Below are 19,470 nucleotides of genomic sequence, written 5' to 3'. Positions count from 1 at the left end.
AGATGTCATGGTTGAGCAGTGACATTTTCCAGCCAGACTCCTGACATCCGGCCCTGGTTGCGGACATGATGCTGCGGCAGAGTTGAGACCATGACAAGGACACTCCCAGCCACAAACCCTGAGACCACCACCGACACCATCATCCGTGTGGCAGGCATGGGCCGTACCTACGGCAAGGGAAAGCAACGCTACACCGCCGTCAAGGACTCCACCTTCCAGGTCCGCCGTGGCGAGGTCTACGGACTGCTCGGCACCAATGGTGCCGGCAAGACCTCCACCCTCGAAGTGATCGAGGGACTGGCAGAACCCAGCGTCGGCCAGGTGGAGATCCTCGGCCTAGACCCGGTGAAGGATCGCGCGCTGCTGCGCCCCGAACTGGGCATCATGCTCCAGTCCGGGGGCCTGCCCTCCCAGCTGACAGTCGCTGAAACCATGCGCATGTGGCAGGGCACCTGCTCCACCCCACGGCCCATCGATGAGGTGCTTGAGGATGTCGACCTGGGCCACCGCCGGGACATCAAGGTCGGGGCGCTGTCCGGTGGTGAACAACGCCGCCTCGACCTGGCCTGCGCCCTGCTGGGGGACCCCTCCATACTCTTCCTCGATGAACCCACCACCGGCCTGGACCCGGAGTCCCGTCGCAATGTGTGGGAACTGCTCCGCGGGTTGAAGGAACGTGGGGTGACGATGATGCTGACCACCCACTACCTGGAGGAAGCCGAGATACTGGCCGACCGGATCGCCATCATGCACCGCGGTGAAATCGCGGTGGAGGGCACCCTGCGGGAGCTGGTCTCCCGGGCCGGATCCGAGATCCACTTCGAACTCGAGGCCAACCATCCGCCCCTGCCGCAGCTACCCGGCGCGGATCTGACCCGGGATCAGCGCCAGGTCACCATCACCACCGATCAGCTGCAGCGCGACACCCATCTGTTGTTGGAATGGGCCGCGGAACACCGCCTGGAACTGAATGGTTTCGCCGCCCGCCCGGCCAGCCTGGAGAGCGTGTTCCTGCAGATCGCCGGCGTCTGAGAAGTTCCCCGAACCCACACCCCCCTTGAAGAGGAGATTTCCCCCTGATGAGCACCACCTTTGAAACCACCACCCAACCCCGGGAGCTGTCGAGTTCAGGGCAGCGTCTGCGTTCCCTGGCCCGTGCTGAGGGGTTGCAGTTCCGCCGCAATAAGACGCTGCTTTTCATGGCGACGGTCTTTCCCGTGGGTATCCCCCTGGTTCTTTTCCTGATGGGGGAGGGCACCGCCATGCAGGCGGCGAATTCCTTCGACATGTTTGTTTTCTATGTGCTGATGTTTGTGCAGTTCTATACGGTTCTGGCGATGGCCACGACCCGTCGTGATGAGAGGGTGCTCAAGCGGCTGCGTACCGGGGAGGCCCGGGACTGGGAGATTCTGGCTGCCATCTGTGCGCCCGGCGCGGTGCTTTCGGTGGTGTTCACCCTGGTGATCATCCCGCTGATGATGTTGCTGGGGGCACCGGCTCCGGTCAATGTGTTGCTGATTGCCGCGGGCCTGCTGCTGGGCCTGGTGCTCAGTAGTGCGCTGGCCCTGTTGAGCAGTGTCTTCACCCGGAATGCGGAGGCCGCTCAGATCACTTCCCTGCCGGTGATGACTCTGGCGTTGTTGGGTCTGGGAACCCTGCGTCCCTTGTTTGGTGATGGGCTTCTGGCGGAGGTCATCGCTTTCACTCCTTTTGCCGCGATCAGTGATCTGGTGGGTGTCGGTTGGGCGGGTGCCACCTTCACCCAGCTGATGGAGGGGGTGAGTCCCCAGAACTTCGGGGGAAGTTTCGCTGAGACGTGGATGTCTCTGCTGGTGCTGCTGGTCTGGATTGGGCTGGCGTTGTTCGGGGTGAAGCGTCTGATGCGCTGGGACTCTCATCGTTAAGGCCGGTCACCTTTAGAATCAGGACATCATGAGTGACTATTCCCCGGCAGACTCCGCCGTCGAGCGTTTCCCCAGGTTGACTGCGCCCCGGCGGACCTGGCGGGCGATGAGTGGTGGGGCCCGCTATATCGCCTACACCCGCATCTCCCTGCAGTTGATCGGGGTGGGTATGTTGCTCTTCACCCTGCTGCCCCTGCTGAGTTTCCCGGCGAGCCGGGAGCTGCCGGTGCCGGGGTTGGTGGTGGCGGGCCTGCTGGGCCTGGTTTCCCTGGGGTTGATGGTGGCTGTTCTGGAGCTGCATCCCGATTTGAATTCCCGGCCACGCCGGGAGGTCCGCCCCTTTTTCCTGGCTGGTTTCATCTTCAACCTGGTGGCCTGGGGGTTCAGCCTGGTGCTGGTGGTGGCAGACCTGCCGGATGGTTACCGGGTGCTCGGGGTGCTGGGGGCAGTGTGGCTGCTCTTCAACCTTTCGTTGACCTATCTGCCGTGGTTGCGTTGGCGTTGGGTGTGGCTCTCGGGGATCGGCCTGGTCACGATGGCCCTGAGTTACCGGATCACCTCCGAGGGTGTTGCCATGCTGTTCTGGGTGGTGGGTGCGGCGGCCCTGGTGGCCACGGTGCGGATCACCCTCTGGACCATTGAGCTCTTCCGGGAGGTGGAGGCGGCCCGTCAGACGGAGGCGGCGTTGAAGGTCACCGAGGAGCGGCTGCGTTTCGCGCAGGAACTCCATGACACCCTGGGCCAGCACCTGGCGGGGATGTCCCTGAAGGCGGAGTTGGCGTTGGCGCTGGCCCGCCGGGGTGATGATCGTCTGGAAGGGGAGCTGGTGGAGCTGCAGCGGCTGGCCCGGACCTCCATGTCGGAGATGCGGGAGGTGGCGGCCGGTTACCGGGGGATCAACCTCGCCACGGAGGTCGGGGGTGCGAAAAGTCTGTTGGCGGATTCCGGCATTGCGCTTGAGATCAGGGGTGATGCCCTGGATGTGGTGCCGCGGGACCGTGAGCTGGCGGCCTGGTTCGTGCGGGAGGCGACGACCAATGTGCTGCGCCATTCCGATGCCGATCAGGTCCGGCTGCGGCTGGGCCCGGAGGTGGTGAGCATGAGCAATGACGGGGCCGGCCGGGAGATCCGGGCATTGTCGGGTCTCAAGGCGCTGCGGCACCGGGCGGAGCACAATGGGGCTCAGCTGCTCGTGGAAAGAGATGGCGAGCAGTTCACCGCCAGCCTGATCTTCGGAGGTAACCCTTGATACACCTCAGCATCACCGATGATGAAGCTCTGGTGGCCAGTTCCCTGGCCACCCTCCTCAGTCTGGAGGATGACCTGGAGGTGCTCACGGTCTGCGGTTCGGGGGAGGAGATGCTGGCCTGGTGGCAACGGACGGAAACCACCGGTGGGCAGCTACCCGATGTCTGCGTGCTGGACCTGCAGCTCGGGGGGATTGACGGCATCGACACCGCCATCAAGCTCCGGGAATCCACCTCAGATCTGCCCGTCCTGATCGTCACCAGCCATGCCCGGCCCCGCCAGCTCAAACGTGCCCTGTCCGCCGGGGTGCAGGGTTTTCTGCCCAAGACCGCCACCGCCGCGGAGTTCGCCACCGCCATCCGCAGTGTGTATGCGGGGCGTCGCTACATCGATCCGGAGCTGGCGGCGCTGACGATCAGCTCGGGGGAGTCCCCGCTGACCCCGCGGGAGGAGGAACTGCTGCTGTTGGCGGGCCGGGGCGGCAGTGTGGAGGAGATCGCTGCCCAGACGCACCTGGCGCCGGGCACCACCCGTAACTATCTCTCCCAGGCGATGAGCAAGCTCGGTGCCCAGAACCGTTTCGAGGCCTACACCCGGGCCCGGGAGCTGGGCTGGCTCTGAATCACCCCGCAGACCTCACCCCTCACCTGCGGGATCCTCGCTGGGATCTGCACGATCCCGATAGGGTCAATAGACTGCGGGGCATGAGCATTCTGACGACTCCGGCGCAGCTGCGTGAATCCATCTACCATGCTGACAATCAGATCGTCCTGGCCAGTTACTGGGTTCCCCACCAGAAGCCGGGACTCTCCGGCTACAACAGTGCCGGCCTGGCAGCCTTTAACTCCGAGCACATCCCCACCTCCCTCTTCTGCGATCCCTCCTCCGCCCTGGCTGCTGTCCCCGGTTCCGGTTCGGGACGCAACCCGATGCCCTCCCTCGACTCCCTCTCCCGTTGGTTCCAGGCCTGGGGGCTGCGGGAGAACCGCAGCGTCCTGGTTTATGACCACGGCAAGGGGCTTTTTGCGGCCCGCGCCTGGTGGATGCTGCGCTGGGCCGGTGTCCAGGATGTCCGCATTCTCGACGGCGGCCTGGCCGCCTGGGACAAGGCCGGTTACCCGGTGCTCGCCGGGCCGGGCAATATCCAGTCCAGCGCCAACATCACCCCGCAGCCCGGCAACCTGCCCCTGGCAACCATGGATGATGTCCGTGATTTCCGCGGGGTGCTTGTCGACGCCCGCGAACCCAACCGCTACCACGGCCGCAAGGAAATCTTCGACCTCAAGGCCGGCCACATCCCCGGGGCCATCAACATCCCCTCCCGTGACCTGGTCAACGAGGATCACACCTATAAAACCCCCGAGCAGATCCGGGAACGTTTCGCCAGGGAAGGCCTCAGCGGGGAGGAGGAGATGATCGTCTACTCCGGTTCCGGCAACCATTCCTCCCAGGCGCTGGTCGCCATGCACCTCGCCGGAATGAGCGGCGCCGCCCACTACGTCGGCGGCTGGTCACAGTGGTCGGCCAACCCGGCCAACCCCATCGCATACCCGGTGAACCAGCCCCTCTAAACCACCGGGGTTTCCCCACTGGGGCGGGGTGTCTGACAGAGGGATCTCCCTAAGTGCGGCGCGGGGCACTAATGTTAAGGATTAATGGAACTCTTCGCGCTCGCCCTCGCAGGTGTGGCCGGTATCGCCGGTGTCACACTGTGGTTCGTCGATGCTTCCCGACGTCGCGGATCCACACCCCATCGGGAACCCCTGGCCGCCGGGACCCCGGAGCAGCCGCCGGCGACCCCGGCATCGGCACAGCCGGACACCCCGGAGCCGGAACCGGGGGAGGCAACTGAACCCGGAACCTCGACCGAGCCACTGGACGTGGAGGTCGAGGACACCGAGGACACCACCCCGCTCCCTGAACCGGTCACAACGGCAGCGTCTGTCGCCGAGCCGGAGCCCGAACCAGAGCCGGAGCCGACGCCCGAACCTGCGGCGGAGCCCGCCGTGGAACCGGAGCCGGAACTCTTCGCCGAGAGCGGCGAAACAGAGAGCGAACCTGAATCCGAACCGGAAGCTGAGGCAGCGGTGGACATCGACAAACAGGACCAGGATAAACCTGAGACCCGCCGCGCCCCCCGCCGCACCGGGCTGAGCCTGCCGGGTTCCCAACGCCGGGAACGCCGCGCCTGGGCGGAAGCCAATGAGTGGGAGTTCAAACGCACTGACGCCTACCTGGATGATGAATGGAACCGTGGGGCTGCCGCCAGCGGGGCAGTGGTCCGGGATGTGGTCTCCGGTGTGGTCTACGGCAAGGAGATGCACCTGGTTGACCTCGGCGGGGTGACCGTGATGGCGGTGCGTCGGGGCGCGCCCTCCGATGTGGTGATCGATCTGCGGCGCATTGAGGCGATCCCGGCGGACCGGAGCGCGGAATCCCCGGATCTGGTGCCGGTCAGTGAGATTAACGGGTTCCGGCTCTACGCCACCGAAACCGGGCCCGCGGAACGTTTCATCGATGAAAGGGTCACCGCCGCGCTGGACGCCCTGCCGGAGATCGTGGCCGCGGTGTGGGCGGAGGGGGACTGGGTGTTGGCCCAGACTCTCAAGGGTTCCCACCAGGGCGACTGGGATGAGATGTGCGCCCCCCTGGCCTCCCTGGCGGATGCCGCCCGAACTCTCCCACCGCCGCTGAACACCCCGCAGGCCATCAACCATGAGGACCTGGATCCCACCCGGCGGATGCCGCCCAAGCAGCACCCCCCGGCCCAGTTGGTCGCGGTACCTGACCCGGAGCCGGACACCCCGCTGGTGATCCGTCCCGAGGAACCCCTGGAGCTGCCCAGCCGCACCCGGTCGGAAAGCCGGGGAGTAGTCGAACCCCGCCCGGTGGGCGTGGATGAGGTGGCACCGATCGCGGAGGAGACCCCGGAGCTGGACCCGGAGAAGCTCAATGGGTTGCGCGTGCTGCGAGATCTTTCCCGGGGGTCGAGCATCTTCGATGACCTGACCAAGGAGCTGGGCACCGACCCACTGAGCACTGATCCACTGGGCGGCGATGAGCCCGGTGAGGGGAAGAACTAAGTTTGAAGGGGTTGGGTGCCACCGGCACCCGGCACCTTATCCTTATGAGAAACCCTTTTTGGGGACCTGCCCGGGGTCCCCTTAATGCCTGAGGAGGCCACCATGACCCGACCCGACCTGGATGCCCGACAGCTCGCCGAACTTGCTGAGCTGGTCAAGGAACTCGCCGTGGTTCACGGCAAGGTGACCCTGTCTTCCGGCAAGGAAGCCGATTACTATGTCGACCTGCGCCGCGCCACCCTGCACAACCGTGCCTCCCGGCTGATCGGCCAGCTGCTGCGCCAGGCCACCGCCGACTGGGACTATGTCTCCGTGGGTGGCCTGACCCTGGGTGCGGATCCGGTGGCCACCGCCGTGATGCACGCCGAGGGCCGTGCCATCGATTCCTTCGTGGTGCGCAAGGAAACCAAGAAGCACGGCATGCAGCGCCGCATTGAGGGCCCGGACATCGTCGGCAAGAAGGTGCTCGTCGTGGAGGACACCACCACCACCGGCAACTCCCCGCTGACTGCGGTGGAGGCACTGCGGGAGGCCGGCGCCGAGGTCATCGGTGTGGCCACCGTCGTCGACCGTGCCACCGGTGCAGACCAGGTCATCGCTGACGCCGGCCTGGAGTACCGCTACCTGCTGGGTCTGGAGGATCTCAACCTTGCCTGATCAACAGCCCGAGGTGCCGGAGACCGGGACACAGGGCGAAGAGGTGGCGGGGCCCGGACCCACTGAGTGGGGCGAGGGTCGTCATGGTGTCGGGCCCTGGGTGGTGGAACATCCCGGGCAGCCCCTGCCTACGGAGCCGAATTTTGATCCCGAGCTGCTGGCGGAGGGTGATCGACGCAATGTGGTCGACGCTTACCGCTACTGGGCCAGGGAGGCGATCGTCGCCGATATCGACACCCGCCGGCATCCCCTGCACATCGCGATCGAGAACTTCGAGAATGACGCCAATATCGGCACCGTGGTGCGCACCGCCAACGCCTTCGCCGTGGACACCGTCCACATCGTGGGGCGGCGGCGCTGGAACCGTCGTGGGGCGATGGTGACCGACCGTTACCAGCACCTGATGCATCATCCTGATGTGGAGTCCCTGCTGACCTGGGCGATCCGCAATGACCTGACGGTGGTGGCGATCGACAACACCCCGGGTTCCGTGCCCCTGGAGACCGCGGAACTGCCGCGGGAATGTCTGCTGCTCTTCGGCCAGGAAGGCCCCGGTGTCAGTGCCGCCGCTCAGGCGGGAGCCCTGATGACCTGCTCCATCGCTCAATTCGGTTCCACCCGTTCCATCAACGCCGGAGTGGCGGCGGGTATTGCGATGCACAGCTGGATCCGGCAGCACGGGGATCTCGACGTGGCCTGGAAATAATTGTTACGCTTGGGTAACGATCGTTATCCGGGATCCTCGCCAGGAGTGAGAGCTGTAGTGCATGAGAAATGGGCGCATCGCGCCGACCTCGCGGAAGCGGCCATCAATGAAAGGCACGCCACCAGGCTGTGGGGTCTGCCGCGCACCAACCTGGCGGTGGTCAGCTGGCCACCGACCACCAAGGAATCTCTCTTCGCCCACTGGCATTACTGGTGGCAGGCCCACTACCTGGACTGCCTGGTGGATGCGGCCTCCCGCCGTGCCACCCAGTCCCGCCAGCAGCGGATCAACCGGACCATGAAGTCCATCCGGATCCGCAACCTGGGCAAACTCACCAAGAACCGCTACTACGATGACAAGGCCTGGTTGGCGTTGGCCCTGGCGCGAGCCGACAAACTCAAGAAGGTCAATGCCACGAAGACCCTGGCAGCCCTGGAATTCGACATCATCGCCGGCATTGACGGGCTGACCGGGGTGCTGCCCTGGCGCACCGGGGAAACCTTCTACAACACCCCCACCAATGGTCCGGCCGCGATCATGATGGCGCGCACCGGACGCCTGGACCAGGCCACCCACATCGTCGACTGGATCTTCGACACCCTCCTCAACGAGCACGGGTTGATCGCCGACGGGCTGCGGATGCGGATGCACGGCCCGGAGGTGGTCAAGGACATCCACCCCTACTGCCAGGGTGTGACCCTGGGGGCCTGTCTGGAGATCGCCCTGAAACTGCGGGAGCGGGCCGGCTTCAGCCACACCGAGGAAATCAAGGACCTGGCGGATGCCGAACGGGCCGATGAGGCGATGCCCTACATCACCCACATCCGTTCCCTGGTGGATGCCATCGCTCGACACCTGGCGAACCCCGACGGGGTGATCGACTGGGACACCGGGGACGGCGACGGCGGCCTGTTCAAGGGCATCCTGGTGCGCTATCTGGCGGATGTGGCGGTCCGCCTGCCGGCTGACAGCCCCGCCAACAAGACCACCCGACGTCGCGCCGCCCGCCTGGTGCTGGGTAGCGCAGAGAGCGTGTGGAACCACCGTTTGGAGGTGGATGGCCTGCCCGTATTCGCCACCGACTGGACCCAGAGTGCCCGATTGCCACATAATTTCGGCCTGACCGCCAGCTCCCTCCCGGAGCGGGTGGGGGTCGTGCGCATCACCGAACGGGACCTGTCGGTGCAGCTCTCCGGCTGGATGCTCATTGAGGCTGCGGCCCGGGTCTCAGCCGATGAGCAGAAAACGCGGGACACCCTATCGGGGGAGACCAAGCGTGGCGGATAGCACAGTGGGGTGGTGATCCCCCACAACCCGAGACATTCCTTCCCGACCCAGGCATACTGGTGTCGGGATGTGGGGTCCGGACTTGTGACCGGGCCCCGATCATGAGGCCCGAAACACACACTTCTGATGGAGGAACCACCACAATGCCTATCGCAACCCCTGAGGTATACACCGAGATGCTCGATCGTGCCAAGGCAGGCGGCTACGCCTACCCGGCGATCAACTGCACCTCCTCTGAGACGATCAACGCCGCACTGAAGGGTTTCGCTGAGGCAGAGTCCGACGGCATCATCCAGTTCTCCACCGGTGGCGCCCAGTTCGGTTCCGGCCTGGGTGTCAAGAACATGGTCGCCGGTGCACAGGCACTGGCCGCCTTCGCCCATGAGGCCGCCAAGCACTACGGCATCAACGTCGCGCTGCACACCGACCACTGCCAGAAGGAAGTCCTCGATGACTTCGTCCGCCCCCTGATCGCCATCTCCCAGGAGCGCGTGGACCGCGGCGAGCTGCCGCTCTTCCAGTCCCACATGTGGGACGGCTCCGCCATCCACATCGACGAGAACCTGCAGATCGCCCAGGAACTGCTGGAGAAGTCCCGCAAGGCCAACATCGTCCTCGAGGTTGAGATCGGTGTCGTCGGCGGCGAGGAGGACGGTGTCGAGGCCACGGCCGGCGCCAACCTCTACACCACCCCTGAGGACTTCGAGAAGACCATCGACGCCATCGGCACCGGTGAGAACGGCCGTTACCTGCTGGCCGCCACCTTCGGCAACGTCCACGGCGTCTACAAGCCGGGCAACGTCAAGCTGCGCCCCGAGATCCTGCTCGAGGGCCAGCAGGTCGCCCGCAAGAAGCTGGGCCTGGGCGAGGACTCCCTGCCCTTCGACTTCGTCTTCCACGGTGGCTCCGGCTCCGAGAAGGAGAAGATCGAGGAGGCGCTGCGTTATGGCGTCATCAAGATGAACGTCGACACCGACACCCAGTACGCCTTCACCCGCCCGATCGTCTCCCACATGTTCGAGAACTACAACGGTGTGCTCAAAATCGACGGGGAGGTCGGCAACAAGAAGTTCTACGACCCCCGCTCCTACCTGAAGAAGGCCGAGCAGTCCATGTCCGAGCGCATCATCGAGTCCTGCCAGGACCTGCACTCCGTGGGCAAGTCCGTCACCAAGTAACATCCCCGGTCCCGGGGTCGGCCGCGCCGACTAAAGTGAGGGCCATGCCCAAACGTAGAATCGGCACGCTGGAGCGACTGCGGGATATTGATGACTCCCTGCAGGCCAGAGCGCGTCGTGTATTCAAAAGACGCCTCTCGGTGCTGCAGGGAGCTCTCGCAGCCGGCAGCGCCTACTGGGTGGCCCAGAATATCTTCGGCCACGAACAACCCTTTTTCGCCCCCATCGCGGCGGTGATCATCCTCGGCCTGACCGGCGGCGAACGCCTCAAAAGGGCCGTGGAACTCTCCCTCGGCTGCGCGGTGGGGGTCGGCCTGGGAGATCTGCTGATCTCCTTCATCGGCTCCGGCGGTTGGCAGATCGCCGTGGTGGTCGGGGTCTCCCTGCTGGTGGCCTCCTTCCTGTCGAAGGCCCCCCTGGTGAGCAACCAGGTCGCCATCGGCTCCATCCTGATCGCCACGATCATGCCCCCGGGTTCCTCTGATGGCTTTGACCGCATGTTCGACGCCCTGATCGGTGGTGTCACCGCCATCATCATCATCGCGATCATCCCCACCTCCCCGCTCAAGGCCGGCCGCCATGAGGTCTCCAAGGTGCTCGGCATCGTCGCCAGTGTGCTTGAGGACGTCGCGATCGCCATCCGGGAGCGCGACACCAAGGCCCTCAATGAGGTGCTTTCCGCGGTCCGCGGCACCCAGCAGGACATCAACATCATGCTGGCGGCCACCAAGACCGGCCGGGAATCCAGCACCGTCTCCCCACTGCTGTGGAGCGAAAAGCGCCGCGTCCGCTCCCTGGAGCGGATCCTCACCCCGGTGGACAACACCATCCGCAATGTCCGCGTGCTGGCACGCCGGGCCCTGGTGCTCACCGAGGACAATGACAGCGTGGCCGAGGAACAGCTCCTGATCATCGAGGAGCTCGCTGATATCGCGCACGCACTCGCTGGGGTCTATGAGCGCAACACCATGGTCACCGAAGCCATCGAGATCCCCGAACTGGTCCAGCGGCTCCGGGGGCTCGGCGCCCGGGCCGAGATCTCCGTGGCGGAGGGGAAGGTGCTCTCTGCGCAGGTGGTGCTGGCCCAGTCCCGCTCCATCATCGTTGATCTGTTGCAGGTTTGCGGTATGTCACGGGAATCCGCGGTGGCGGTGCTGGCCCCGACCTCCGACACCCCGGCCTTCCCACCGGAGGTGTGGGAGGAGGACCCGCTTGGGGACGGCGAAGTGGAATAACACCCCTCCCTGGTTGAAATCATCGTGGTGGGAGGATGAGGTGGTTGCTTTCCTGCAGTGGGGTGCCCCGGTGCGGGAAAGCGTGGGCAGCTGAAAATGGATGACGTTTAGTGTCGGAAAACACTAGGCTGGTGTGGCCCAGGCGACTTTTCTTCACTGAGGAAGTCTCCGCGAAAGCCCCGAGACCGTCCCCGAACCAAGGATCAGATCATGAACGCACGCCGTCTGCTGACACTCGCTCTCAGTCTCCCCGCCGCCGCACTGCTGGCATCCTGTGCCACCCTGATGAGCTCAGACAGTGAATCAGAGACCACCACCCCCACCTCCGACAGCAGCGAAAGCTCCACCCCCGTGGAAAGCACCACCGAGGAGCCCAGCACCGAAACAACGACCGCTGAAGAGCAGGATGTCTTCGACCTGTCGGTGGGGGACTGCATCGAAGACATTGAAACCATCTTCGGTGGTGCCGAAATGGTGGATTCAGTCACCCAGGTCGGAGTCATTGACTGCGCCCAGCCCCACAACGCCGAGGTGTACTACGCGGAGGATCTCCCGGATGGGGAATTCCCCGGGGTTGAGGCACTGACGACGCAGAGCGAACAGATCTGCCTGGACAATTTCGAGTCCTTCACCGGGGTGCCCTATCTTCAGTCCGAGCTGGAGATCACCTATTTCCACCCCACCGATCAGTCCTGGCGCTACGGCGACCGTGCCACCAGCTGCATGATCGTCTCCCCGGAACCGGTGAGTGGGAGCGCTGGTGCCGGCGCGGGAGGGGGCGAGGGTGAAGCCCCCGCTGAGGAAGCCCCGGCGGAAGAGACCCCAGTTGAGGAAGCCCCCGCTGAGGGGGCCGGCATCTAGAGCCGCACGATCTGCAGGTCGCGCAGATGGCGGTAGAAGGTGGACCGTTCCACCGCCCGCCTGGCACGCACCCCATCCACGGTGACCGCGAGCGCGGGTCCACCGGCCTGCACCGCACGACCGGAACGCAGGGACTCCGGGGCGACCAGTCCGGTACGCGGCGGAGCCTGCCGCAGGGAGTTCGCGAGCAGGCCTGACTCGCTGAGCTTCTGCAGTCGCGCCGGGTCGAGGCGGGTGGCGAGCCAACCCCCGAGACCACCGGGTGTGGTGTCCGCCAGGGCTGCCACCGGGGAGGTGGCGCGGACCGCGGCGATCCCGGGGGCATCGGTCATGGGGACCAGGCGGGTGCCGAAGACCCCGTGGAAACGGACCTGATCCGCTCCCTCATGGCGGACCAGGATGGTGTCATCGACGATGATCTCCCCGGTGAATTCATGGTTATCCCAGTTGCTGATGGTGGCGGAACCCGCGACCGCCAGACCCGTGTCGGTGCGGATCAGGGGGGCGGGGTGGACGGATGCCGCCACCGCGATCTCCAGGGCGGCCTCCGGGTCGGTGGGGATCGCCCAGTTCACCGCCGCCGCGCTGGACTCCTCACCGGGTACATAACCCACCTCGGCCCAGAGATAATCAGCGCGCATCATCCGGGTCAGCACCGCCCCGAGGGAGGCATCGGAACCGATCACGATCACCCGCAGTCTTTCTGCCGGCTGCTGGGGGGCATGCTTCGGGGTGCCCAGGTGTTCCACATCGGGCTGGGCGGAGATCTCATCCAGGGAAGGGGTGGGATCTTCGGGCAGGATCTCCGCGGCCATCTCATCGAGGAAACGCAGCTCCCGACGGGAGGGGACCGCATCCAGGTAGTGGTGGGAAACCCGCTTCTCCCGGATATTACGACGGTGGAGAATCTCCGTGACCGAGTCCTCGGTGATCGTTGTGCCGGTGTCATTTCGCCCGGCCTTGTCTTGACCGCAGTGCAGAACCATCAGAGCCATGGGAGTAGATTCTACGTCCCTGCTTGTACTTCTCTGATGGGGTGGCTGTTAGAATTGGTTAACGTCCTTGTCATGTAGTGCCCCGGACGCCGGAAACGGTTCTCTCCAAGGCCAGGAAACATGACGAACCCAAGCGATCGGATGTGACGTAAACCAATGGCTGCAATCGTGATTGTCGGCGCACAATGGGGCGACGAAGGTAAGGGAAAGGCCACCGATATTCTCGGTGGTCGCGTCGACTACGTGGTCAAGCCCAATGGCGGTAACAACGCCGGGCACACCGTGGTCGTCGGCGGCGAGAAGTACGAACTGAAGCTGCTTCCCGCCGGTATCCTCTCCGAGAACGCCATCCCGATCCTGGGCAATGGTGTGGTCATCAACCTCGAGGCCCTCTTCGAGGAGATTGAGGGCCTGGAGGCCCGGGGTGCGGACGCCTCCCGGCTGCGCATCTCCGCCAACGCCCACCTCGTGGCCCCCTACCACCAGATCATGGACCGGGTGCAGGAGCGGTTCCTGGGCAAGCGTGCCATCGGCACCACCGGCCGTGGCATCGGCCCCACCTACCAGGACAAGGTCGGCCGGGTGGGCATCCGGGTCCAGGACATCTTCGATGAGTCCATCCTGCGCCAGAAGATCGAGTCCGCACTTGATGTGAAGAACCAGATCCTGGTCAAGATGTACAACCGCAAGGCGATTGTCGCCGAGGAGATCGTCCAGTACTTCCTGGGTTACGCCGAGCGTCTCCGCCCGATGATGATCGATTCCGAGTACGTCCTCAACACCGCACTTGATGAGGGAAAGCATGTCCTCATGGAGGGTGGCCAGGCCACCATGCTGGATGTCGATCACGGCACCTACCCCTTCGTCACCTCCTCCAACCCGACCGCCGGCGGCGCCTGCGTGGGTTCCGGTGTCGGACCGACCAAGATCACCTCCTCCCTGGGCATCATCAAGGCCTACACCACCCGCGTCGGCGCCGGCCCTTTCCCCACTGAGCTCTTCGACAAGTGGGGCGAGTACCTGCAGACCGTCGGCGGTGAGATCGGTGTGAACACCGGTCGTAAGCGTCGCTGTGGCTGGTACGACTCCGTGATCGCCCGCTACGCCTCCCGCGTCAACGGTTTCACCGACTACTTCCTCACCAAGCTGGATGTGCTCACCGGTATCGGGGAAATCCCGATCTGTGTGGCCTACGAGGTTGACGGGGTCCGTCACGATGAGATGCCGATGACCCAGTCCGAGTTCCACCACGCCAAGCCGATCTTCGAGACCATGCCCGCCTGGGATGAGGACATCACCGGCTGCACCACCTTCGAGGAACTTCCCGAAAAGGCACAGAACTACGTTCGCCGCCTGGAGGAACTCTCCGGTGCCCGCTTCTCCTACATCGGTGTCGGCCCGGGCCGCGATCAGACCATCGTGATCCACGATGTCCTGGACAATCAGCTCTGAGCTCCGGCACTGAGTTCTTTCGCTGAGATCTAGCGAAAGAAAAGCCGGGTCCTTCCCCCAGGCAGCCGCACCGCTCCAGGTGCCCGGCCCTCCAGGGGGAAAGGGCCCGGTTTTTTCTGTTCCCAGGGCAGCTGCCGCCCCAGCGCCTGAGGTGCGCGGTGAGGGGGGGCGTCGATAAGCGCCTCAGTGACCGGGATGCTGCTCGGGGTGCTCGGGGTGGGGCTGCTTCTTCAACTGCTCGGCATCGCGGTCCTGGCGCGGAATGATCACCAGAATGGCTACCAGCGCGCCCAGCGCCAGCACCGCATTGAAAGCCACGCTGACCATGCCGGCGGTGCGGATCAGCACATTCTCCTGCTGGCCGGAAAAGATCACGTACTCCCCGAGCATGGGCAGCGGCGAGTTGCTGACCACGGTGAAGATGGCGGAGGACAGGGCCACACCGAAGGCGGCGCCGAGGGAAGACGCCATCTTGAACACACCGGCACCGGAACCGGCCTTCTCTTCGGGGAGGGAGGAAAGCGCGGTGTCGGTGGCCGGGGTGGCGAAGAAGGCCAGCCCCAGGCCGTAGAAGGCGAAACTGACGGTGGCTAGCACCACATAGCTGAGCTGCATGAGGGAGGTGGGCAACAGCATGAGGATGGCGATGAAGATGATTCCGGCACCCAGGGCCATCGGCTTGCGGGGGCCCACCTTCTGCAGCATCTTCTCCCCGACGCGGATGAAGAGAATGACACAGGCGGCATAGCCGACGGTGACATAACCGGCGGTAGCAGGACTCATGCCACCCGCGAACTGCAGGGTCCACAACGCCACCGTCATCACGCCGATGCTGGCATTGAGGAGGGTATTGGCGATGACCGCGCCGGTGAAGGAACGGTTCTTGAAGAGACTGAAGTCAACGAAGGCGTTCTCGCGGTTCCGCTCCGTGCGGATGAAGATGAAGAGCCCGATCACCGTCAACGCGATGAGAGCGAGAATCAGGGGATCGGTCCATCCCCGCACGAATCCCTGGGCCGCCAGGACCTGGGCTGCGAGCAGAGTTCCCATCAGCGAGAACAAACCGAGGTAGTCCATCTTGCGCTGGCTGGCGGCCACCGGCCGGGATTCCGGGATGCTGCGGACCAGCAGTCCGGCGATCAGGGCGATGAGGATGGACATGATGAAGATGCTGCGCCAACCCAGGGGGGTGGTGGACAGGTAGCCACCGAAGATGGCGGAGAGACCGGAACCACCGAAGGTGCCCATGGACCACATCGAGATCGCCCGCTGCCGGGCAGGGCCCTCCCAGTAGGTCTTGAGCAGGGCCAGGCTGGTCGGCATGATGAAAGCGCTGGAGACACCCTGCAGTGCCCGGCCGAGCAACATCATGGGGCTGGCGAGCGGACCGAAGGCGGTGATGATCAGGAGACAGGCGATGATGCTGATGATGAGCCCGAGGTTCAGTATCCGCACCCTGCCGAAACGGTCACCGAGGTTGCCACCCAGGACGATGAACATGCCGGTGAACAGGGCCGCCAGGGAGATGGCGGTGTTCATGGTCGGGGCCGGGACACCGGCATCCGCACCCATGATCGGGCCGATGTTCAGGGCGGTCTGGGCGAAGAGGAAGAAGGTGATCACCGAAAGCACCAGGCCCAGGAGGGCACGGTCATTACCTCGGTAGGGGGTCGGTGATTCGGGTAGCTTTGCTTCAGTTGTTGAGGCCATCGGATGCCCTTCCAGAGGGGGGTGGCGCTCCTGGTCCGGGTCTGGTCAGGAAGGCAGCGAGCGGGGTGGCAAAGGGGGAAATACCTGGCAGAAGATGAGGGAGGCTCGCACCGCAGCGGGAAATAGATGGCGAGGCAGGCGGGTGGGCAGGCGGGTAAATAGGTGAACTAAAGGGGAGAAACCCTGAGCGGCTGAGACCGGAACGGGGCACCAGCTTAAAGCAGGTACCCCGTCCGATGAGCCTTGAGCCGCGCTGGCTGAGTGGAGCTGAGCGCGGGCCTAGACCTTCTCGGGTCGGGTGCCAGCGGCAGCCGCACCGGGCTGGGGAGCGGCGGCGAGGGGCTTGTCCTCACCCTCCGCCTTCTTCCCCTTGGGGATGAAGACGGTGATGGAGATCAGGGCGGCGATCGCCATCAGACCGTTGAAGGCCAGACCGACCATGCCGGCCTCACGGACCGCCAGGTTGTCCTGTCGGCCAGAGAACTCCACGGCGGCACCGACGATGTCGAGGCCGGTTTCGGAGAGGGCGGTGAAGATCGCCGCGGAGGCGGCGACACCGAAGGCGGCACCCAGGGAGGAGGCCATCTTGTAGATACCGGAACCGGCACCGGCCTGATCATCGGGCAGGTTGGTCAGGGCCGCATCGGTGGAGGGGGTGGCGTAGAAGGCCAGGCCCAGACCGAAGAGGGAGTAGGCGATGACCGCCAGGATGACGTACTGCTCCACCAGGGTGTTGGTGGCCATCAGCAGGGCGATGGACACCAGCACGATTATGGTGCCCCAGATCATCGGCTTCCGGGGGCCGAACTTCTGCAGCAGCTTCTCACCGACGCGGATGAAGGCGATGATGAAGATCGCATAACCCGCGGTCAGATAGCCGGCGGTGGCCGCGGACATGTCGGCGGCACCCTGGAGCACCCAGAGCGAGACGGTCAGCGCACCGGCGGTGCCGTTGATCAGGAAGTTCGAGATCGTGGCACCGGTGAAGACGGTGTTCCGGAAGAGCTTGAAGTCCACGAAGGGGTTGTCGACCTTGAGCTCATTGTTGATGAAGACACCGAAGGCCGCGAGGAAGATCGCGAACAGGCCCCAGGTGATCATGCTGGTCCAGCCGATGCTGGAACCCTGGGTGACCACGATCAGCAGGGCAGCCAGGCCGACCGCCATGGCGATGATGCCGATCCAGTCGGTCTTGCCTTCCCGGCCAGCCGCGGGGGCGGACTCCGGGATCTGACGCATCAGCAGGATGGAGATGACGGAGACCACGGCGCAGATGATGAAGATGGAGCGCCAACCCAGCACCGTGGACGCCATGAAACCACCGAAGATGGCGGTCAGACCGGAGCCACCCCAGGAACCGATGGACCACATGGAGACCGCACGCTGACGTGCCGGCCCATCCCAGTAGACCTTCAGCAGAGCCATCGTGGAAGGCATGATGGAACCGGCGGCCAGACCCTGGAGGATGCGGCCGAGGATGATCATCGGGGTGGCTGCATCACCGAAGGCGAAGGCGATGAACAGGGAACCGATGATATTGAAGATATTGCCCAGCAGCACGATCTTGACGCGGCCGAACTTATCGCCCAGTCCACCGAGCACGACGATGAACATGCCGGAGAAGAGCGCGGAGAGTGAAATCGCGATATTCATGACGGACATCGGCATTCCGACGTCCTCGGCCATCATCGGGCCGATGTTCATGGTGGTCTGTGCGAAGAGCCAGAAGGTCACGACCGCCAGGACGATGCCCAGCAGGGCGGAGTCATTGCCTTTGAAGGTGGTGGGGTTGGTGGGGGTTGCGGTAGTCATTTAGGACTCCTTGAGCAGCCAGGGCGAGACTGCGACGATGATGGCCTCGGTGCCGCGGTCCAGGGTGGGCTGGAGGTCGGGGGCAAAGAAGGGGGAGTGGTTGCCGGGGGCGGTGGTGTGGTCGGCGAAGCCGCCCAGTCCCCAGTAGGTGTAGGGCGAGCCGAAGGCGTCCGGGATCACGGAGAAGTCCTCCGAGGCCGGGATGGGGGCCAGGTCGACGGAGTTCTCACCGAAGTACTCATCGAAGGCGGTGCGCACCTTGGCGGTGGGCTCGGCATCATTCTCTGTCAGGGGGTACTGATCGTAGTAGCGGAACTCCGGTTCCCTGGGGGAGCGGGCCGCCTCGCATTCCTTGCGGACGATGCGTTCGATGGCCTCATGCAGGTGGGCCGCCACATCCGTGTCATAGGCGCGGGTGTTCAGCTGCAGCACGGCGGAGTCCGGGATGATGTTGGACTTGGTGCCGGCGTGGAAGCTGCCCACGGTGACCACGGCGGTTTCCGTGGCGGCGATCTCACGGGCGACGATGGTCTGCAGGCGGGTCACGATCGCCGATCCCAGCACGATCGGGTCCACCCCCAGGTTAGGCATGGAACCATGTGAACCCTTGCCGTGGATGGTGATCTCGATGGAGGCGGCGGCAGAGAGCATCGCGCCGGCGCGGGTGCCCACGGCACCACCGGGCAGGGAACCCAGGACGTGCTGGCCCAGGTAGACATCGGGCTTGGGCAGCTTATCGACGATCCCGTTGGCCACCATCTCCTTGGCGCCGGCGGCATTTTCCTCGGCGGGCTGGAACACGGCGAGGAAGGTGCCGGACCAGGTGTCCTTGTGGCTGTTGAGCGCCTGGACGGCGCCCAGCAGGCAGGAGATGTGGAAGTCATGGCCACAGGTGTGGGCGACCGGGGTTTCCTTCCCGGTGTTCTGGTCCACCTGGGTGACACCTGCAGCGGCGTAGTCCTTGTCGGACTGTTCCGCCATGGGCAGGCCGTCAATGTCACCGCGCATCGCGATGACCGGGCCCTCACCGTTGCTGATGACACCGACCAGACCGGTTTCCCCGATCCGGATCACCTCGATACCGGAGGCCTCCAGTTCTTCCTGAATCTTGGCGGAGGTCTGGTGCTCCTGAAGGGAGAGCTCGGGGTGCTGGTGGAAGAACTTATACAGTGACTCCCGGGCATCTCTGGTGGAATCGAGATCGGACAGAATCTTCTGAACTGACATTGGGCCTCCAAGGCTCAGAATTTTATCGGTCCTTTCCAATTTTAGACTTAATGAGCACCTTCCGCAGGACTTGTTATATCCGGTAGATCACAGTTCCTCAGATCCCCGGGAATCC

The 19,470-nt window shown here is 64.6% G+C and carries 17 protein-coding genes; 13 read left to right on the top strand and 4 right to left on the bottom strand.

Going from position 1 to position 19,470, the window contains the following annotated elements; genetic code table 11:
- The first annotated feature begins 90 nt into the window (after positions 1–90).
- The 12 genes from COCCU_RS12400 to COCCU_RS12345 all read left to right on the top strand — a co-directional run bounded on the left by COCCU_RS12400 (position 91) and on the right by COCCU_RS12345 (position 12,159).
- Positions 91–1,032 (top strand): ABC transporter ATP-binding protein, encoded by a 942-nt coding sequence (locus COCCU_RS12400; protein ID WP_156231917.1) that lies wholly within the window; start codon positions 91–93, stop codon positions 1,030–1,032.
- A gap of 47 nt (positions 1,033–1,079) precedes the next feature.
- Positions 1,080–1,904 carry an ABC transporter permease gene (locus COCCU_RS12395; protein WP_156231916.1) on the top strand — a complete coding sequence of 275 codons (825 nt, stop codon included), beginning with the start codon at positions 1,080–1,082 and terminating at the stop codon, positions 1,902–1,904.
- Between the two features lie 28 nt (positions 1,905–1,932).
- Complete coding sequence (locus COCCU_RS12390) at positions 1,933–3,153, top strand: sensor histidine kinase (RefSeq protein WP_156231914.1); 1,221 nt, start codon at positions 1,933–1,935, stop codon at positions 3,151–3,153.
- Complete coding sequence (locus COCCU_RS12385) at positions 3,150–3,773, top strand: response regulator transcription factor (RefSeq protein ID WP_156231912.1); 624 nt, start codon at positions 3,150–3,152, stop codon at positions 3,771–3,773. Before COCCU_RS12390 ends, COCCU_RS12385 begins: the two co-directional genes overlap by 4 nt.
- An 83-nt stretch (positions 3,774–3,856) precedes the next feature.
- Positions 3,857–4,723, top strand: coding sequence for a sulfurtransferase (locus tag COCCU_RS12380; protein ID WP_156231910.1), 867 nt, complete (start codon positions 3,857–3,859; stop codon positions 4,721–4,723).
- Positions 4,724–4,807: 84 nt separating this feature from the next.
- Entirely contained in the window at positions 4,808–6,235 is a 1,428-nt protein-coding gene (locus COCCU_RS12375; RefSeq protein ID WP_197088361.1) for a type III secretion system chaperone family protein, read from the top strand.
- Positions 6,236–6,337: 102 nt separating this feature from the next.
- Positions 6,338–6,892, top strand: coding sequence for an orotate phosphoribosyltransferase (pyrE, locus tag COCCU_RS12370; RefSeq protein ID WP_156231909.1), 555 nt, complete (start codon positions 6,338–6,340; stop codon positions 6,890–6,892).
- Positions 6,893–6,935: 43 nt separating this feature from the next.
- Positions 6,936–7,598, top strand: a complete 663-nt coding sequence (locus COCCU_RS12365) for a TrmH family RNA methyltransferase (RefSeq protein ID WP_407924174.1) — start codon at positions 6,936–6,938, stop codon at positions 7,596–7,598.
- A gap of 57 nt (positions 7,599–7,655) precedes the next feature.
- Positions 7,656–8,885 carry a glycoside hydrolase family 76 protein gene (locus COCCU_RS12360; RefSeq protein WP_156231907.1) on the top strand — a complete coding sequence of 410 codons (1,230 nt, stop codon included), beginning with the start codon at positions 7,656–7,658 and terminating at the stop codon, positions 8,883–8,885.
- A 143-nt stretch (positions 8,886–9,028) separates the two neighbouring features.
- Positions 9,029–10,063: a class II fructose-bisphosphate aldolase gene (gene fbaA / locus COCCU_RS12355; protein ID WP_156231906.1), complete on the top strand. Its 1,035-nt coding sequence runs from the start codon at positions 9,029–9,031 to the stop codon at positions 10,061–10,063.
- Between the two features lie 44 nt (positions 10,064–10,107).
- Positions 10,108–11,298: an FUSC family protein gene (locus COCCU_RS12350; RefSeq protein WP_197088360.1), complete on the top strand. Its 1,191-nt coding sequence runs from the start codon at positions 10,108–10,110 to the stop codon at positions 11,296–11,298.
- Positions 11,299–11,508: 210 nt separating this feature from the next.
- Entirely contained in the window at positions 11,509–12,159 is a 651-nt protein-coding gene (locus COCCU_RS12345; RefSeq protein WP_156231904.1) for a septum formation family protein, read from the top strand.
- Here COCCU_RS12345 and COCCU_RS12340 read toward each other — a convergent pair.
- Positions 12,156–13,154, bottom strand: coding sequence for a hypothetical protein (locus COCCU_RS12340; protein ID WP_231598770.1), 999 nt, complete (start codon positions 13,152–13,154; stop codon positions 12,156–12,158). The genes COCCU_RS12345 and COCCU_RS12340 overlap by 4 nt on opposite strands.
- A 156-nt stretch (positions 13,155–13,310) precedes the next feature.
- On the opposite strand from COCCU_RS12340, the gene COCCU_RS12335 reads away from it, so the two are divergent.
- The gene (locus COCCU_RS12335; RefSeq protein WP_156231902.1) at positions 13,311–14,606 is read left to right on the top strand and encodes an adenylosuccinate synthase; all 1,296 of its coding nucleotides are present in this window, start codon (positions 13,311–13,313) and stop codon (positions 14,604–14,606) included.
- 183 nt (positions 14,607–14,789) lie between these two features.
- Here the strand turns inward: COCCU_RS12335 and COCCU_RS12330 are convergent, their stop codons facing one another.
- The 3 genes from COCCU_RS12330 to COCCU_RS12320 form a co-directional block, all read right to left on the bottom strand.
- Entirely contained in the window at positions 14,790–16,316 is a 1,527-nt protein-coding gene (locus COCCU_RS12330) for an MFS transporter (protein WP_156231901.1), read from the bottom strand.
- Between the two features lie 279 nt (positions 16,317–16,595).
- Complete coding sequence (locus tag COCCU_RS12325) at positions 16,596–18,128, bottom strand: MFS transporter (protein ID WP_156231899.1); 1,533 nt, start codon at positions 18,126–18,128, stop codon at positions 16,596–16,598.
- A complete protein-coding gene (locus COCCU_RS12320; RefSeq protein WP_156231897.1) occupies positions 18,129–19,355 on the bottom strand; it encodes an amidohydrolase in 1,227 nt (408 codons plus the stop codon).
- Positions 19,356–19,470: the final 115 nt, after the last annotated feature.

The sequence above is a fragment of the Corynebacterium occultum genome (assembly GCF_009734425.1).
GTDB lineage: Bacteria > Actinomycetota > Actinomycetes > Mycobacteriales > Mycobacteriaceae > Corynebacterium > Corynebacterium occultum.
This window is presented reverse-complemented; position numbering and strand designations above follow the sequence as displayed.

Bases quoted from the DNA above. Each gene is read 5' to 3' on its own strand.
- COCCU_RS12400 (WP_156231917.1), top strand. From the start codon at position 91: ATGACAAGGACACTCCCAGCCACAAACCCTGAGACCACCACCGACACC.
- COCCU_RS12395 (WP_156231916.1), top strand. From the start codon at position 1,080: ATGAGCACCACCTTTGAAACCACCACCCAACCCCGGGAGCTGTCGAGT.
- COCCU_RS12390 (WP_156231914.1), top strand. From the start codon at position 1,933: ATGAGTGACTATTCCCCGGCAGACTCCGCCGTCGAGCGTTTCCCCAGG.
- COCCU_RS12380 (WP_156231910.1), top strand. From the start codon at position 3,857: ATGAGCATTCTGACGACTCCGGCGCAGCTGCGTGAATCCATCTACCAT.
- COCCU_RS12375 (WP_197088361.1), top strand. From the start codon at position 4,808: ATGGAACTCTTCGCGCTCGCCCTCGCAGGTGTGGCCGGTATCGCCGGT.
- pyrE (WP_156231909.1), top strand. From the start codon at position 6,338: ATGACCCGACCCGACCTGGATGCCCGACAGCTCGCCGAACTTGCTGAG.
- fbaA (WP_156231906.1), top strand. From the start codon at position 9,029: ATGCCTATCGCAACCCCTGAGGTATACACCGAGATGCTCGATCGTGCC.
- COCCU_RS12350 (WP_197088360.1), top strand. From the start codon at position 10,108: ATGCCCAAACGTAGAATCGGCACGCTGGAGCGACTGCGGGATATTGAT.
- COCCU_RS12345 (WP_156231904.1), top strand. From the start codon at position 11,509: ATGAACGCACGCCGTCTGCTGACACTCGCTCTCAGTCTCCCCGCCGCC.
- COCCU_RS12340 (WP_231598770.1), bottom strand. From the start codon at position 13,154: ATGGCTCTGATGGTTCTGCACTGCGGTCAAGACAAGGCCGGGCGAAAT.
- COCCU_RS12335 (WP_156231902.1), top strand. From the start codon at position 13,311: ATGGCTGCAATCGTGATTGTCGGCGCACAATGGGGCGACGAAGGTAAG.
- COCCU_RS12330 (WP_156231901.1), bottom strand. From the start codon at position 16,316: ATGGCCTCAACAACTGAAGCAAAGCTACCCGAATCACCGACCCCCTAC.
- COCCU_RS12325 (WP_156231899.1), bottom strand. From the start codon at position 18,128: ATGACTACCGCAACCCCCACCAACCCCACCACCTTCAAAGGCAATGAC.
- COCCU_RS12320 (WP_156231897.1), bottom strand. From the start codon at position 19,355: ATGTCAGTTCAGAAGATTCTGTCCGATCTCGATTCCACCAGAGATGCC.